This window comes from Actinopolymorpha sp. B9G3 (genome assembly GCF_040120725.1).
In the GTDB taxonomy this organism is placed as follows: domain Bacteria; phylum Actinomycetota; class Actinomycetes; order Propionibacteriales; family Actinopolymorphaceae; genus Thermasporomyces.
Window position 1 is genome coordinate 140,997 of sequence record NZ_JBEEAB010000015.1, and the last position, 14,172, is coordinate 155,168.

General features: G+C 71.0%; 12 protein-coding genes. 10 read left to right on the forward strand and 2 right to left on the reverse strand.

Translation table 11 applies throughout. From position 1 onward, the window contains the following. Nucleotides 1–117: 117 nt before the first annotated feature. The 3 genes from ABNF93_RS24065 (at nucleotide 118) to ABNF93_RS24075 (ending at nucleotide 5,074) form a co-directional block, all read left to right on the forward strand. Nucleotides 118–1,254 (forward strand): phosphotransferase enzyme family protein, encoded by a 1,137-nt coding sequence (locus tag ABNF93_RS24065; protein ID WP_349330424.1) that lies wholly within the window; start codon nucleotides 118–120, stop codon nucleotides 1,252–1,254. Then, a complete protein-coding gene (locus ABNF93_RS24070; RefSeq protein ID WP_349330425.1) occupies nucleotides 1,254–1,613 on the forward strand; it encodes a cupin domain-containing protein in 360 nt (119 codons plus the stop codon). Before ABNF93_RS24065 ends, ABNF93_RS24070 begins: the two co-directional genes overlap by 1 nt. Before the next feature lie 119 nt (nucleotides 1,614–1,732). Next, nucleotides 1,733–5,074 (forward strand): sacsin N-terminal ATP-binding-like domain-containing protein, encoded by a 3,342-nt coding sequence (locus ABNF93_RS24075; protein ID WP_349330426.1) that lies wholly within the window; start codon nucleotides 1,733–1,735, stop codon nucleotides 5,072–5,074. Here ABNF93_RS24075 and ABNF93_RS24080 read toward each other — a convergent pair. Further along, nucleotides 5,071–6,780 carry a bifunctional phosphatase PAP2/diacylglycerol kinase family protein gene (locus tag ABNF93_RS24080; RefSeq protein WP_349330427.1) on the reverse strand — a complete coding sequence of 570 codons (1,710 nt, stop codon included), beginning with the start codon at nucleotides 6,778–6,780 and terminating at the stop codon, nucleotides 5,071–5,073. The genes ABNF93_RS24075 and ABNF93_RS24080 overlap by 4 nt on opposite strands. Before the next feature lie 167 nt (nucleotides 6,781–6,947). On the opposite strand from ABNF93_RS24080, the gene serS reads away from it, so the two are divergent. From serS to ABNF93_RS24115, 7 genes are all read left to right on the forward strand, one after another. Further along, nucleotides 6,948–8,222 carry a serine--tRNA ligase gene (gene serS / locus ABNF93_RS24085; RefSeq protein WP_349330428.1) on the forward strand — a complete coding sequence of 425 codons (1,275 nt, stop codon included), beginning with the start codon at nucleotides 6,948–6,950 and terminating at the stop codon, nucleotides 8,220–8,222. After that, nucleotides 8,219–9,145 (forward strand): HAD family hydrolase, encoded by a 927-nt coding sequence (locus ABNF93_RS24090; RefSeq protein WP_349330429.1) that lies wholly within the window; start codon nucleotides 8,219–8,221, stop codon nucleotides 9,143–9,145. Before serS ends, ABNF93_RS24090 begins: the two co-directional genes overlap by 4 nt. A gap of 362 nt (nucleotides 9,146–9,507) precedes the next feature. Further along, complete coding sequence (locus ABNF93_RS24095; RefSeq protein WP_349330430.1) at nucleotides 9,508–9,789, forward strand: GntR family transcriptional regulator; 282 nt, start codon at nucleotides 9,508–9,510, stop codon at nucleotides 9,787–9,789. A 17-nt stretch (nucleotides 9,790–9,806) separates the two neighbouring features. Further along, nucleotides 9,807–10,250, forward strand: coding sequence for an NUDIX hydrolase (locus tag ABNF93_RS24100; protein ID WP_349330431.1), 444 nt, complete (start codon nucleotides 9,807–9,809; stop codon nucleotides 10,248–10,250). Between the two features lie 72 nt (nucleotides 10,251–10,322). Continuing rightward, nucleotides 10,323–10,907: a P-loop NTPase family protein gene (locus ABNF93_RS24105; RefSeq protein ID WP_349330432.1), complete on the forward strand. Its 585-nt coding sequence runs from the start codon at nucleotides 10,323–10,325 to the stop codon at nucleotides 10,905–10,907. Nucleotides 10,908–11,189: 282 nt separating this feature from the next. Beyond that, complete coding sequence (gene metG / locus ABNF93_RS24110) at nucleotides 11,190–12,743, forward strand: methionine--tRNA ligase (protein WP_349330433.1); 1,554 nt, start codon at nucleotides 11,190–11,192, stop codon at nucleotides 12,741–12,743. A 176-nt stretch (nucleotides 12,744–12,919) separates the two neighbouring features. Beyond that, entirely contained in the window at nucleotides 12,920–13,627 is a 708-nt protein-coding gene (locus tag ABNF93_RS24115) for a hypothetical protein (protein WP_349330434.1), read from the forward strand. 12 nt (nucleotides 13,628–13,639) lie between these two features. On the opposite strand, the gene ABNF93_RS24120 is transcribed toward ABNF93_RS24115, so the two are convergent. Beyond that, the gene (locus ABNF93_RS24120; RefSeq protein WP_349330435.1) at nucleotides 13,640–14,125 is read right to left on the reverse strand and encodes an NUDIX domain-containing protein; all 486 of its coding nucleotides are present in this window, start codon (nucleotides 14,123–14,125) and stop codon (nucleotides 13,640–13,642) included. Nucleotides 14,126–14,172: the final 47 nt, after the last annotated feature.

Sequence of the window (14,172 nt, forward strand, 5' to 3'; positions counted from 1 at the left end):
GGCCGGTGCGTTCCACCGGAGGATATCGCCTCCTGATGACGTACGACTGTCACCGATGTCCGCCTGCGGGCAGCCGGCCGAAATGGCTCGCTGAGCGGTTCTGGGAGCATCGCCGGTGTGGATGACTCCCGATCATGCCCGACCAGCGGTCTCCAGACCGGGTTTCTCGAGCGGGTGGCCCGCGAGTTCGAGCTCGGTACGCCGGTCGCCGCCGAGCCGCTCCGCGGCGGGGGTGCGGAGGTCGTCAAACTCACCACCCCGCAGGGGAGCTTCGTCGTCAAGCCGGTCTACCGGGTGCCCGACTGGGAGCTGTACGCCGTGGTCGAGCGGGCCCTCAACGCTCGGGGCGTGAGACAGGCGCGGCTCTTCCGCACTCCCTCCGGCGCAGTCGCGAGCGCGTCGGGCCACTGCGTCCAGGAGTTCCTGACCGCAGTGATGACCGAACGGCCGAATCGCCGGCAGACCGACCGGGCGATGCGCCACCTCGCGGCGTACGACGAAGCGCTGGCGACGATTCCGCTGACCGCCGATCACGTGCCGGTCGATCAGGTGCTCGTCGATCCGGTCCCCGTCGATCCGGCCCCCGTCGCCTGGCTGACCGCCGACACTCTCTGGACGCGCGTCGTGTCGCCGACGTACCTGGGCGAGAACCTGCCTCGGCTGGTACGGGACCACGCGCCGAGGTGGGTCGATCCGAACACAGTCGCGGAAGGGTTGGCCCTGCTCGCGGCCGCCGCGCCGGAGATCGCCGCCCTGCCTCGGCAGCTCGTCCACGGCGACATCGGACCCGACAACGTGCTCTATGACGGCGACGAGGTGGTGGCGATCGTGGACTTCACGCCGTACCACGAGTCCGCGTTGTTCGGGTTGGGGTCGGCGTTGTACTGGTTCCACGTCCATCCGGGTGGTTCCGACCAATCTGGTGGCCCCGTCCATCCTGGTGGCCACCGCCGTTCCGGTGGCCTCGACGTCGACCAGGTCCGGGCGAGTGTGGCGGCGTACGACGAAGGCCGAGCGCTGACCTCGACCGAACGTACGCTGGTCGTCCCGATGCTTCTCCGCGAAGCGCTGCGCCGGTTCGCCACACCGCTCGCGGGCGCGGAGGCACTCGGTGGACCGGTGCCCGAGGGCGCGACCCACCAGCGGTACGACGCCCTGCTGGAGGTCCTCGCTCTCGCCCGCGATTGCCCATTCATCAGCGGAGATAGGGTCCACGACACAGACGGCGACCTGCGTCCCGAAAAGGAGCACTGATGCGGGAAGAGAGGGCGCGGGACGAGGCGTGGCAGGCACGGACCGCGGATCTGCGACAGGCGCTGGCCACGAGCGACGTGCCGTTCGTCGTCGCCCTGGCGCATGGCTCGATGCGGGTGGAGCTGTTCGCGCCGCGTGGCGTCGACACGCAGAGCCCGCATCCCCAGGACGAGCTCTACCTCGTCAGTCGCGGCACGAGTCGGTTCGTCAACGACGGTGTGGAGACGCTCTGCCAGGCGGGCGACGTGCTGTTCGTCAAGGCGGGCGTGGAGCATCGCTTCGTCGACTTCAGCGCCGACTTCGAGACCTGGGTGATCTTCTGGGGACCCGACGGCGGCGAGTGCCGGTCTGATGGCTAGTAGAACGGCCCGGGTGCGACGCCGCATGGGCGGTGCGGTCCCCTGATCCGCAGCGCGCCGACCCCTGCTGGCCAGCGATAGACGGGCGCGAATCCGCCAAAGGTTCAATAATCACCCGGGTGACTGATCCCTTCGCGACGGCAGCTACCCGCGACCGGGTGCTCGCTGCCTGGTCGGCTTCGCCGGTCCGGTTCCGGGAGGACGCCAATGCCGAGGAGGACCTGGCGCTGGGCGGTTACCGCGACCGGCTCGTCGTCGAGCTCGCCCAGAACGCCGCCGACGCGGCCGCACGCGCCGGCGTACCCGGTCGGATGAGGCTCACGCTTCGTGACGATCCGCAGACGCGTGCCGAGTCGGGCGGTCCGGTCCTCATCGCGGCGAACACCGGTGCGCCTCTGAGCACCGCCGGTGTCGAGGCGCTGGCCACCCTCCGGGCTTCCGCGAAGCGGGACGAGTCCCCGACGCCGGGGCCCGACTCGACCCCTCCGACGTCCGGTCTGGATCTGACCGTGGGTCGCTTCGGCGTGGGCTTCGCGGCGGTGTTGGCCGTGACGGACGAACCGACGATCGTCTCCCGTACCGGAGGCGTCCGCTTCTCCCGCGACGACACCGCGGCCCTCGTCGCCGAGGCCGGGGAGGCCGCCCCAGGGTTGGCGGCCGAGCAGCGCCGCCGGGACGGGCACGTCCCCGTGCTGAGGCTGCCGTTTGCCGCGGACGGCGAGCCGCCGGAGGGCTTCGACACCGCCGTGCTGTTGCCGTTGCGCGACGAGGCGGCCGCTGACCTGGTACGCCGGTTGCTGGCCGAGGCCGACGACGCGCTGCTCCTCGCGTTGCCGCACCTGGACCGGATCGAGATCGACCCCGGCGAGACCGGTCGTGCGGATGCCGGTCGTGCGGATGCCCGTGGTGGGGGTGAGGACGGCGACGGCGTGCGGGTGCTCACCGGCGTCGGCGAGCGGTGGCACGCCCACCGCGCCAGCGGCGTCTGGACGCCGGCTGAACGTGCGGAGCTGCTGGCCGACCGCCCGACCGAGGAGCGGAGCCGGCCGTCGTGGACCGTGCTGTGGGCTCTTTCGCGTACGCCCACGACCGTGGATCCCTTCGGCGGCCCGAGCGTGACCGGCCCGAGCGCCGGTGGAGCGGGCATCGGCGCGCGCTCCGGCGATCTGCCCGCAGTCGTCCACGCGCCCACACCGACCGACGAGCCGCTGTCGCTGCCCGCGATGCTGCTGGCGTCGTTCCCGCTCGACCCGACCCGGCGCCATGTCGCGGAGGGCCCGCTCACCGACCGGCTGGTGGAGGAGGCGGCGCGCGCCTACGCGGACCTGGCCCACACCCGCGCCGAGGCAGGCGAGAGCGTGATCCACCTCGTGCCCGTGGGCCTGCCGGCCGGGCGGCTCGACGGCGCCATTCGCGAGGCGATACTGCGCCGGCTTCCCGACACCCCGCTGCTGCGTACCGTCGAGGACCACACGCTGATCCGGGCCCGAGACGCGGTCGTCGTGGAGGGTGCCGACGACGAGGTGGTCCGGGCGCTGGCGCCGCTCATGGCGGGGCTGGTGGCCGAGCGCCGCGGTGACCGGGCGGCCCACGACGCCCTCGGCGTACGACGGCTCTCCCTGGCCGACATCGTGGAGGAGCTCTCCGGTGTCGCGGCCGCGCATCCGCCGGAGTGGTGGCGGGACTTCTACGCCGCGTTGGGGTCGACCGTCGCCGATCCGGTACGCCGGGAGGCTCTCGGCGCGCTGTCGGTACCACTGGCCGACGGCCGCATCGTCCGGGGTGCGCGCGGGCTGCTCCTGCCGGACGAGGCGCTCGGCCTGGACACCCATCGCACCGCGGCCGACGGCGGCCTGTCGGATGACGCGCTCGGCCTGCTGGCGTCGTCGGGACTCCGACTCGTCCATCCGCAGGCGGCGACGGGTACGGCAGCGGGCGTCCTCGAACGCCTGGGTGCCCAGCGGGCCGGCCCGCGCGTCCTCCTCGAGGACGGTGCCGTGCAGGCGGCGGTCCATGACGCGGCCGAGTCCGACGACCCGACCGTCGCCGAGGGCGTACTCGCCTTGGTGGCCGCCGCGACCTCCGCCGGTGAACTGTCCCCGGGGGAGTTGCCGTGGTTGGGGGAGCTGCTTCTGTCCGACGCGGGCGGCCACCTGGCGGCGGCGAACGCGCTGGTCCTGCCCGGCTCCGAGGCCGAGGCGGTGCTGGACCCGGAGGAGTTCACGCCGGTCGCGGCAGAACTCCTCGACCGGTGGGGTCCTGACGTCCTCGAGGCCGTCGGGGTGGCGAGGACGCTCGGCGTGGTGACCGCGTCCGACGTCCATCTCGACGTCCTCCCCGATGAGCTCGCCGAACTCGACGACATCGATGCATGGGCCGGCGAGACCCTGGAGGCCGCGTCGAGCGCTGGCGATGACCGGGGCCCGGGAGAGGGAGGCGGACCCGCCGCCGCGCGGATCGACGAGGTGGTCGCCGTCCGGGACCTGGACTTCGTACGCGACGACGCCTGGCCGCGGACCCTGCGGCTGCTCGCCGGTGAACGCGCCACCCGACGGGCCCTGACCGAGCAGGTCCGCGTGCACGCAGTCGCCCGGCCGGATCGGGCCGCGACCCCCGCGCTGTCCTACACGGCCTGGTGGTTACGCCGCCACGTCCGCATCGACGGCGTACCGCTGACCGACTTCGCCGATCCGGACGCCGACCCGGCCGTTGCCGCCCTGCTGACCCCGCCGCCGGGGTGGGTTGCCGAGTTGGACACCGGTGTCCGGCGCGCGCTCGGCCTGGTGGGCCGGATCGCCGACCTGGATCCCACCGGTATACACACGCTCCTGGATCGGCTCAGCGATCCGTCGCTCGAGGTGTCGGCGACCACCATGCTGGCGCTCTGGGCGCAGTTCGCCGACCTGGCGCCGCCGACGGACGACGCGCGCCCGACCCCGCCACGACAGGTCCGCGTCCTCACCGACCCGGCAACCGGCGCGAGCGGCACGCGGGTGGTCGACAGTTCCGCCGCCGTTGTCGTCGACGGTCCGATGTGGATGCAGCGGACCGATCTGGGTGGCCAGGTCGTCGCGCCGGGCGCGGCCGCCGAACGGCTCGCCGACCTGCTCGACCTGCCACTGGCGTCCGAGGCGGCGGCCGGTGCGGTCGACGACGATGACGAGCGCGCCGAACGGGAAGTACCCGAGGCGGCACGCATCCTGGTTCCGGGCGTACCGACTCGATGGTGGGAACACGACGACCTCCGGGTCGACGGCCAGGAGGTCGACTGGTGGGTCGACGAAGGCGGGGCCGCCCACGCCGCGACAGGCGAAGGTCTCGCCCGCGCCCTCGCCCACGCCGCCGCCCGTTGGGACCAGCGGCACGCGCTGACGGTGATCCTCCTCGAGCCCGACCGCCTGGCCGAGCTCCTCACCGAGTCCGCGTACGACGAGGCTCGGCAGGTCCTGCGGGATCCCTAGAAGTTTGCGCGCCTGGGAACACGGACCAGGAGGACGCCGGGTTCCACCTCGCACCGCAGCTCGTGACCGGTCGAGATGACGTCTCCGTCCAGCTGCCGCGGACACGCCTCGACCGAACGTACGACGACCCGTTCACCGCGCCAGGTTCGCAGCCGGTCGTCCTGGGCGGCTGACCTGGAGACGACGCGCCACGCGAGCCCCGGCCAGTCGGTCAGCCGGCGAGGCGCCACGGCCACCACGTCGAGCATCCCGTCGTCCGGCCGGGCGTCGGGCAGCAGCGACAGCCCGGCATGCAGGGTGCCGACGTTGCCGATCAGGACCGTACGGACCCGCAGCCGGACCGGCGACTCGTCATCGACGGAGATCTCGGCGCGCACCGCCGGGAACGACAGGTTCCGCGCGATCGATACGACGTAGGCCCCCCACCCCATCCGCGCCTTGAGCTTCGGCGGTGCCTCACCCACGACCGCGGCGTCGAGGCCGAGCCCGGCCATCACCGCGAACCGGTCGGTCGGTACGCCGTCGCCTTCGACGCGGACCAGGTCCAGCTGCCGGTCCTGCCCGGTGAACGCCACCCGGAGCGCGGCCGCTCGGTCCAGCGGCAGGCCGAGGTTGCGGACGAGCAGGTTGCCGGTGCCGACCGGCACGATCCCGAGGGGTACGCCGGTACCTGCGAGCCCGGCGCACACCACGCGGACCGTCCCGTCGCCGCCCGCCGCGATCACCAGCTTGACGTCGGCGTCGACGGCGGCGCGGATCATCTCCTGGCCCGGGTCGTCGCGGGTGGTCTCGAACCACAGCGGTGTCGCCCATCCTTCGCGGGTGGCGTGGCGTTCGACCTGTGCGCGGAAGGCCGCGGCGTCGTCGATCTTGGACGGGTTGACGATCACGGCGACCCGCTGTCGCGAGCGTCCGCGCCGGCGCGTCATCCGCGTACGGGCCCGGCCGATCCCGAACGCCGCGGTCGTCGCCCCCAGCAGAGCCGCCGCCAGGCACCAACCCGCCAGGACGTCGGAGACGTGATGGACACCCAGGACTACCCGGTCGAAGCCGACGAGGACGACCACGCAGGCGCCCGAGGTCCAGAGGGTGATCAGCAGGCGGCGGGTCACGTTGAGCTGCGACACGACGATGAGGAGTGCGCCGACCAACAGTGCCGAACCCAACGCATGCCCGGACGGGAAGCCGTGCCCGCCGATCTCGACGAGTCGGTCGGAGACCTGCGGGCGTGGACGCGCGACGGCGCGCTTGAAGACGTACTCCGCACCGGCGCCGGCGATGACGACGGCGACGAGCCACCAGCCGAGCCGGATGAGGTCCTGCCGGACGAAGGCCTGCGGGGTGAGGCCCCGGTCGATGGTGTCCTGGTGGGCGCGCCCTCGCCGGATGAGGAGTGCGGCAACGATCACGACGGTTCCGCGCAGCACCCACGGCTGCGTCAGCTCCTGGACCACGACGAACAGCCCGACCAGCGCAGGATGCGCGGCGAGATCGGCGGGAAGCTCGGCCGCGACATTCCGGTCGAACCCCACGAGCGGCGCCCATCCGGACTGGACGAGGACCAGGAGAACGACGAAACCGACGCCGCCCACACAGATCGCCACCGGCGCACCAATGCCACTCAGGCCACCGCCGGCCAGGTCAATGCCGGACAAGCCATGGCGGGTCGGGCCACCGCGATGAGTCGCGACATGCGGCGGTCTCATGACCTCTCCCAGTCACCGCGACGTCCGACACCCGCGTCCACGGAAGCAATGTCTACCCTCCGGTAGGCAGTGCGGCCACGCCGGGTCGCACCTGGCGTACACGCACTTCGCCGCCCCGAGAGGAAACCGGTGGCGGACCCTCCCGTACTCCCGGTTAATCTCGAGGCGTGATCGACCCCAAGGTGCTCCGTGAAGACCCTGACCGCGTACGCGAGAGTCAGCGGCGCCGTGGCGCCTCCGTCGAGCTGGTCGACGAGGTGCTCGCCGCGGAGGAGCGCCGGCGGTCGTCGATCGCCGCGTTCGAGCAGCTCCGGTCCGAACAGAAGACACTCGGCAAACAGATCCCGCGTGCTGCCGGTGAGGAGAAGCAGGCCCTGCTGGCGCGCGCGAAGCAGCTCGCCGCCGACGTCAAGGCCGCCGAGGCCGCGCAGGACGAGGCCGCCCAGGCGTACGACCGGCTCATGCTCCAGATCGACAACCTCGTCGAACCGGAGGTGCCGGCCGGCGGCGAGGACGACTACGTCGTGCTCGACGAGGTCGGCCAGCCGCGCGACTTCACCGCGGAGGGGTTCGAGCCGCGGGACCACGTGGAGCTGGGGCGGGTGCTGGGCGCGATCGACATCGAACGCGGCGCGAAGGTCTCGGGCTCGCGGTTCTACTACCTCACCGGCGTGGGCGCCCTCCTCGAGCTGGCCCTGATCAACATGGCGGTCGACCAGGCCATGAGCTACGGGTGTACGCCGATGATCCCGCCGTCCCTGGTGAAGCCGCGGGCGATGCAGGGCACCGGCTACCTCGGCCAGGCTGCCGAGGACGTCTACAAGCTCGAACGCGACGACCTGTATCTCGTCGGCACGTCGGAGGTCCCGCTGGCGGCGTACCACATGGACGAGATCCTCGCCGCCGACCAGCTCCCGCTGCGTTACGCGGGTTTCAGCCCGTCGTTCCGTCGTGAGGCTGGGTCCCACGGCAAGGACACCCGGGGCATCATCCGCGTGCACTGGTTCGACAAGGTGGAGATGTTCTCGTTCGTCCATCCCGACGAGGCACGTGCCGAGCACCAGCGGATCCTCGCCTGGGAACGCGAGTTCTGGGACAGGCTCGAGGTGCCCTACCGCGTCATCGACACCGCCGCCGGCGATCTCGGCGCGAGTGCCGCCCGCAAGTTCGACATCGAGGCGTGGATCCCGACACAGGGCAGGTACCGCGAGGTCACGTCGACGTCGAACTGCACGGAGTTCCAGGCCCGTCGGCTCGGCGTCCGGTTCCGTACCGACGACGGCACCCGGCACGTGGCGACGCTCAACGGCACCGCGATGGCGACCACCCGGACGATCGTGGCGATCCTGGAGAACCACCAGGACGCCGACGGAGGCGTACGCGTCCCGAAGGCGCTGCAGCCGTTCCTCGGTGGGCGGAGCCACCTGGAGCCGCTCGCGTGACGGCCCGCGTGACGAGCGACCGTGACCCGGACCACTCGCCCGGGGCGTGGCGACCGCGCCTGGTGGCGCTCGACATCGACGGGACGCTCGTCGACGTGCAGGACCAGATCACGCCCGCCGTCGACGCTGCCGTACGTCATGCGGCCGAGGCTGGTGCGTACGTCGTTCTGTCGACCGGGCGCGGGCTCACGGCGACGAGGCCGCTCGCGCTGCACTTCGACCTGTCGCTGCCGTACCTCGTGTGCAGCAACGGTGCGGTGACGGTACGTCTGCACCCGGACGGCGCTCCCGCTGCCGGGCCCGATGGGCGCCCTCACCCGATCGAGCGGGGCAACCCGGGCCTGGCCGCCGGCCCGGACGTCGAACTCGTCGACGTCGTGACCTTCGACGCGGCGCCGGTCCTGCGGATGCTGCTCTCCCACCTCCCGGACGTGCTGGTGGCCGTCGAGGAGCTGGGCGTGGGATACCGGGTCAACGCGCCGTTCCCGCCGGGTGAACTCACCGGTGAGCTCAGCGTCGAACCTCTGGAACGCCTGATTGCCGACCCGGTGACCCGCGTGATCCTGCGGGAGCCGTCGATCGAGGCCGAGCACTTCCTCGAGGTGATCGAACGGGTCGGCGTCCACGGTGTGGCGTACTACATCGGCTTCACGGCCTGGCTCGACCTCGCGCCCGAGGGTGTCAGCAAGGCGACGGGCCTTGCGAAGGTGGCCGAACGGCTCGGGGTCCGGCGCGAGGACGTGCTCGCCATCGGCGACGGGACGAACGACGTCGAGATGCTGCGATGGGCCGGGCGTGGGGTCGCGATGGGCAACGCCGCGACCGAGGCGTTGGCGGCCGCCGACCACGTGACCGCGCCCCTGGACGAGGACGGAGTGGCCGTCGAGCTGCGCCGTTGGTTCGCCGACGTCCCCACTCCCTGAAGCGTGAAGGGCTTCGGCCTCCGAGGGGCCTGAGGCGGACCAGATGTCGGCGTAGCTGAACCATGATCATGCGCGGGAAGTCGGGGAATTTCGTCGCCTGAACCGCCCGCTTGTCCGCGCATGATCATGGTCGCCCCTGGCGGCCGGCGTTGGTCAGGAATGTCGCCAGCTTCCAGCGCACTGCTCGGCCTCCTCGCGGCGTGGGTTGGTACGGCGGCCGGGACCGAGGGCCGGGGTCGGGGTCGGGCAGGTCAACCAGCCGCCGCACCGATAGCGAGCACCGTAAGCTGCGCTGAGCTAGCCACGTCTAGGCACGTGGATGGAGGGGGAGCATCGTGGCCAGACGCCTAACTTCTGCAGGCATGGATTTCGGACCGGACGCCGAGATCGACCATGGCCACATGGTGCCGCCGTACCGACAGCTTGCATCGATCCTGCGGGCGCGGATCGACCGCGGGGACTATCGGCCGGGCCGTGCGATCCCGTCGGAGGCCAGGCTGGTGCAGGAGTTCGGCCTCGCCCGAGACACCGTGCGGAAGGCGGTCCGCCTTCTCGCGGACGACGGGCTGGTGATCATTGTGCCGCAGCGCGGAGTCTTCGTCGCCGAACACCCGTCGCACGGCAAAGGTGACCGGAGCGAGTGACGGGGATAGGTGACCCCATGTCTGCGCGGCGGCAGCGGGTCGGTGCGTACGCCCTGTCCATCGACGAGGCGGGCGGCGTGCTGTTGTGTCGGATGTCGCGACGGTCGCGTACGCCCGGGACTCTGACCCTCCCCGGCGGCGGGGTCCGGCACGGTGAGGACCCGGGCGACGCGGTACTCCGGGAGCTGGCCGAGGAGACCGGTCTCACCGGACGGGTCGAGGCGCTGCTCGGCGTCCATGCCAACGTCTACGACAGCGACGGGGTCTCGATCCATGGCGTACGTCTGCTCTACCAGGTGACGATCGTCGGCGGAACACTCCGGGCCGAGCAGGGGGACGCCAGCACCGACGGAGCGACCTGGGTCGCCCCGGAAGACCTCGGTGGAGTGACCCTGTCCGCGCACGCGCGGCACGCCCTGGAGCTCCTCGCTGCCGCAAGTGCCGGAACGTCGCGCTCCTGACTGCCCGTACGCTCCTCTCGAGGAGGCACGTACGGCACCGGTGGGGCGAGGAGAGCGAGGAGAGCACAAGCGATGGCGGTGAGTCGGCGGGAGGCGGACGAGGCTGCGGAGCCGCAGTCCCCGCGCCGGGTGGTGGTTTTGGGTACCACCGGTACCGGGAAGTCCACACTTGCCGGTGAGGTCGCCCCACTCATCGGCGCCGATCATGTGGAGCTCGACAGTCTCGCCCACGGACCGAACTGGTCACCGCGGCCGGTTGAGGAGTTCACCAGCGCGGTCGAGGAGCTCGCCCGGCGGCCGCGATGGGTGTTCGACGGCAACTACATCGATCGGGTGAGCGGAAGCCTGTGGCCCCAGGCCGACGTCGTGGTCTGGCTGGACCTGCCGCTGTGGGTGATCGTCCCCAGAATCGTCCGGCGGACGGCCGTACGCATCGTTCGCCGGACCGAGCTGTGGAACGGCAACCGGGAGCACTGGGCCGCGCTGTTCGGCCGGAACTCGCTTCTGGTGTGGGCGGTCAAGTCACACCGCCGGCATCGCCGTGAACTGCCGGGCCGGCTGTCGGAGCTCAGCGCGTCCGGGGTGCGGGTCGTGCGACTGCGCTCGGCGGCGGACTCCAAGCGTTGGTTGGCCGACCTCGCCCGATCGCTGTCGTGACGCAGCCCAGGCGCGGGTTGCCGTCCCCATGCCCTCGCTCCGTCCGCTGGACCAGCGGGCGAACCCTCAGCCGGCTGGTATTCTCACCCCATGACCATCCGGCACCACAGTCCACGCCCGGCGCGCATCGCCGGTGCCGAGGAGATGATGCGGCCCCGCTAGGGGCCGCCTACGTGCCGTACTCACTGCCCGAAGGCCCCTCGCGGAGGGGCCTTTTCTCATGTCACCGCAAAGTCTGTGGCCGGCGCCCTCTCGCGAGCACCACCCGTGAAAGGAAGCCCGATGCCCACCGCACTGAAGCGGTACTACGTCACCACGTCGATTCCGTACGTCAATGCCGACCCGCATCTCGGGCACGCCCTGGAGCTGGTCCAGGCGGACGTCCTCGCTCGACATCGCCGCCTGCGCGGTGAGCAGGTCCGGCTCCAGTCCGGGACCGACGACAACGCCCTCAAGAACGTCCAGGCTGCCGAGCAGGCCGGCGTTCCCGTGCAGGAGTTCGTCGACGACCACGCGGCGGTGTTCGAGTCGCTTCGCGATGCCCTGAACCTGTCGTACGACGACTTCATCCGTACCAGCCGCGACCCGCGTCATCGTCCCGGCGCCGAGCGGCTGTGGCGGGCGTGTGCGGAGGCGGGCGATCTCTACCGGCGCCACTACGAAGGGCTCTACTGCGTCGGCTGCGAGCAGTTCTACACGCCCGACGAACTGGTCGACGGCCTTTGCCCCGACCATGAGCGCGCGCCGCAGCTGGTCAGCGAGGAGAACTGGTTCTTCCGCCTGTCCCGCTACCAGGACCAGCTGGCGGATCTCCTCGGCAGCGGGCGGCTCCGCATCGAGCCAGCCGTGCGCGCCAACGAGGTCAGGGCGTTCGTCGCCGCCAGTCTGGAGGACTTCTCGATCTCGCGTTCGGCCGAACGCACCCGTGGCTGGGGCGTTCCGGTGCCCGACGATCCGACCCAGGTGATGTACGTCTGGTGGGACGCGCTCGGCAACTACATCACCTCGCTCGACTACGGCACCGGTCCCGACGCGGACGCGTTTCGTACCTGGTGGCGCGAGAGCGACCGGCGCGTCCACGTGATCGGCAAGAACATCCTGCGCTTCCACGCGGTCTACTGGCCGGCGATGCTGCTGTCGGCCGGACTGCCGCTGCCGCACGAGATCTTCGTCCACGACTTCCTCACCGCGAACGGGCGCCGGCTCAGCAAGACGCTCGGCAACATCGTCGACCCCGCGCAGCTCGCCGCCGACTTCGGTACGGATGCGGTGCGCTGGTGGCTCGTCGCGAAGGTACCGAAGGTCGGCGACACCGACTTCACGGTTCAACGCCTGGTCGACGCTGCCAACCGCGACCTGGCGGGCGGGATCGGCAACCTTTCCCAGCGGGTGGTGAGCATGGTGCACCGCTACCGGCAGGGGGTCGTCCCGCCGCCTGCTGAGGGCGGGTACGCCGACACCGACGCGAAGCCGCTGCTGTCCGCGTGTACCGAACTACCGGCGCGGATCGACGCCGCGCTGGAGCGGTTCGACCTGCGCGGTGCGGCCGCTGCGGTGACCACGGTGGTCAATGCGGCCAACCGGTACGTCGAGCAGGCCGCACCGTGGCTGCTGGCCAAAGCCGAACGCGGCGGCGACGGCGACGCGGGACTACGGCTCGACACGGTGCTCGGAGTTCTGGTGGCGGCGCTTCGGGCCCTCGCCGTCGAACTCCAACCGTTCACGCCGGGGATCGCCGGACGCCTGGTGGCGCAGACCAGGATCGTCGGTCCGGGCGGGGACCTGCCGACGCCCGAGCCCGTGTTTCCTCGTGTGGAGGCCCATGGCTCACCGTGACAGTGCGTACGCGCTTCGCAGGAGAGCCGCGCATGACCACGCTGGGTATGCCTTTGGTCGTTGGACAGGTACCGACACCTGTTCCGGCTTGCACAGGCATGGGTAGCGTGGTCATTTGCACCGCGGGCGGCCCGGGCCTGTCGGCGCTCGGCGGATCTTCGTTAGAGTGCCGACCCGTGCCTAGAACCCGATATGTCCTTTCCGTGCTCGCGGTCGGCGTGTTGATGCTGGCCGGCTGCAGCTCGGACGAGCAGGGGTCTCCCGAGACCGCCTCCCGGTCCGACAAGCCAGCGGCGAAGCCGGTCGGTGACAAGCCGAAGCCCGAACGGAAGATGACCGCGGCGGAGCTGAAGGCCGCGATAGGTGTCATCGTGCTGGGCGAAGGTGACGTCGGCCGCGAGGTGGAGGTCCAGGACCAGGACGACTCCCTCGACGCACCGACCAACGACATCTGCGCGCGGAAGTCGGCGGCCGATGGTGACCGGCTCGCCCGCAACCAGGACTTCTTCTGGAAGTCGGCGAACGTGGCCGAGCTCGTGGTGAGCAACGAAGCGGTCGCCTACCAGCCCGGCAAGGGCAAGGCGGCGTTCGCGGAGATCAAGAAGGCGGTCGGGGGCTGCGACGGTTGGGAGCACAGCCAGGGCGAGATGGCGGACGTCGAGGTGGTCGATCCGCCGACCGGTACCCTCGGCGACGCGTTCGCGTGGCGTGGTCAGGACAGCCGGAAGAGCGGTACCGACTACTCCTACCTTGCGGTCTACCAGCGCAGGGGCGACCTGGTCAGTGCCGTCTACGTCTGGTCGACCAGCGAGGACGAGGCACGCGAGGTCGCCGACGAGGTGGCGCCGAAGGCAGCCGCCCGATTGGAGCGGGCCGTCAGCTGACGCGCTGCCAGCTCAGCAGGCCTGGAACCGTCCGTTCTTCCGGTACGCGTTCCATAGGGAGAGCGCCTCGTCGACGTACGGGTTCCGATCGTCGGGCAGTTCCTGCGGCGCGAAGAAGCTCAGCTCCAGCGCCTCACCATCGCACGGCGTCAGCGCGCCGGTCCACCTGAAGACAGCGAAACACATGACGAACGCCTGCACCTTGTCACCGTTCGGGTACGTCGTCGTCGAATCGGAAACACTGGCGAACGGCTCGAGACCAGAAGGATCGGCGCGAAGGCCGGTCTCCTCCTCGAGTTCACGGATCGCCGTCTGCGCGAACGTAGAACCAGGCTCAGCGCAACCGCCTGGCACCGACCATCGCCCGGTATCCGCACGCCGCATCAGCAGCAAGCGTTCAGCGTCGTCGAAGGCCAGGACCTCAGCACCCGGAAGGAGGAGGAGCTCGTTGCCGACCTTCTGCCGCAGCCGCCACAGGTATGACCCTTCGAATCCCACGCCGGCAACGGTAGCTGTGATCTCCCGCGGCCAGGTCCGGGACGGAG

Coding starts and splice junctions, on each gene's coding strand:
- ABNF93_RS24100 (WP_349330431.1), top strand. CDS start 9,807: ATGTCTGCGCGGCGGCAGCGGGTCGGTGCGTACGCCCTGTCCATCGAC.
- ABNF93_RS24105 (WP_349330432.1), top strand. CDS start 10,323: ATGGCGGTGAGTCGGCGGGAGGCGGACGAGGCTGCGGAGCCGCAGTCC.
- ABNF93_RS24095 (WP_349330430.1), top strand. CDS start 9,508: ATGGATTTCGGACCGGACGCCGAGATCGACCATGGCCACATGGTGCCG.
- ABNF93_RS24070 (WP_349330425.1), top strand. CDS start 1,254: ATGCGGGAAGAGAGGGCGCGGGACGAGGCGTGGCAGGCACGGACCGCG.
- ABNF93_RS24080 (WP_349330427.1), bottom strand. CDS start 6,780: ATGAGACCGCCGCATGTCGCGACTCATCGCGGTGGCCCGACCCGCCAT.
- metG (WP_349330433.1), top strand. CDS start 11,190: ATGCCCACCGCACTGAAGCGGTACTACGTCACCACGTCGATTCCGTAC.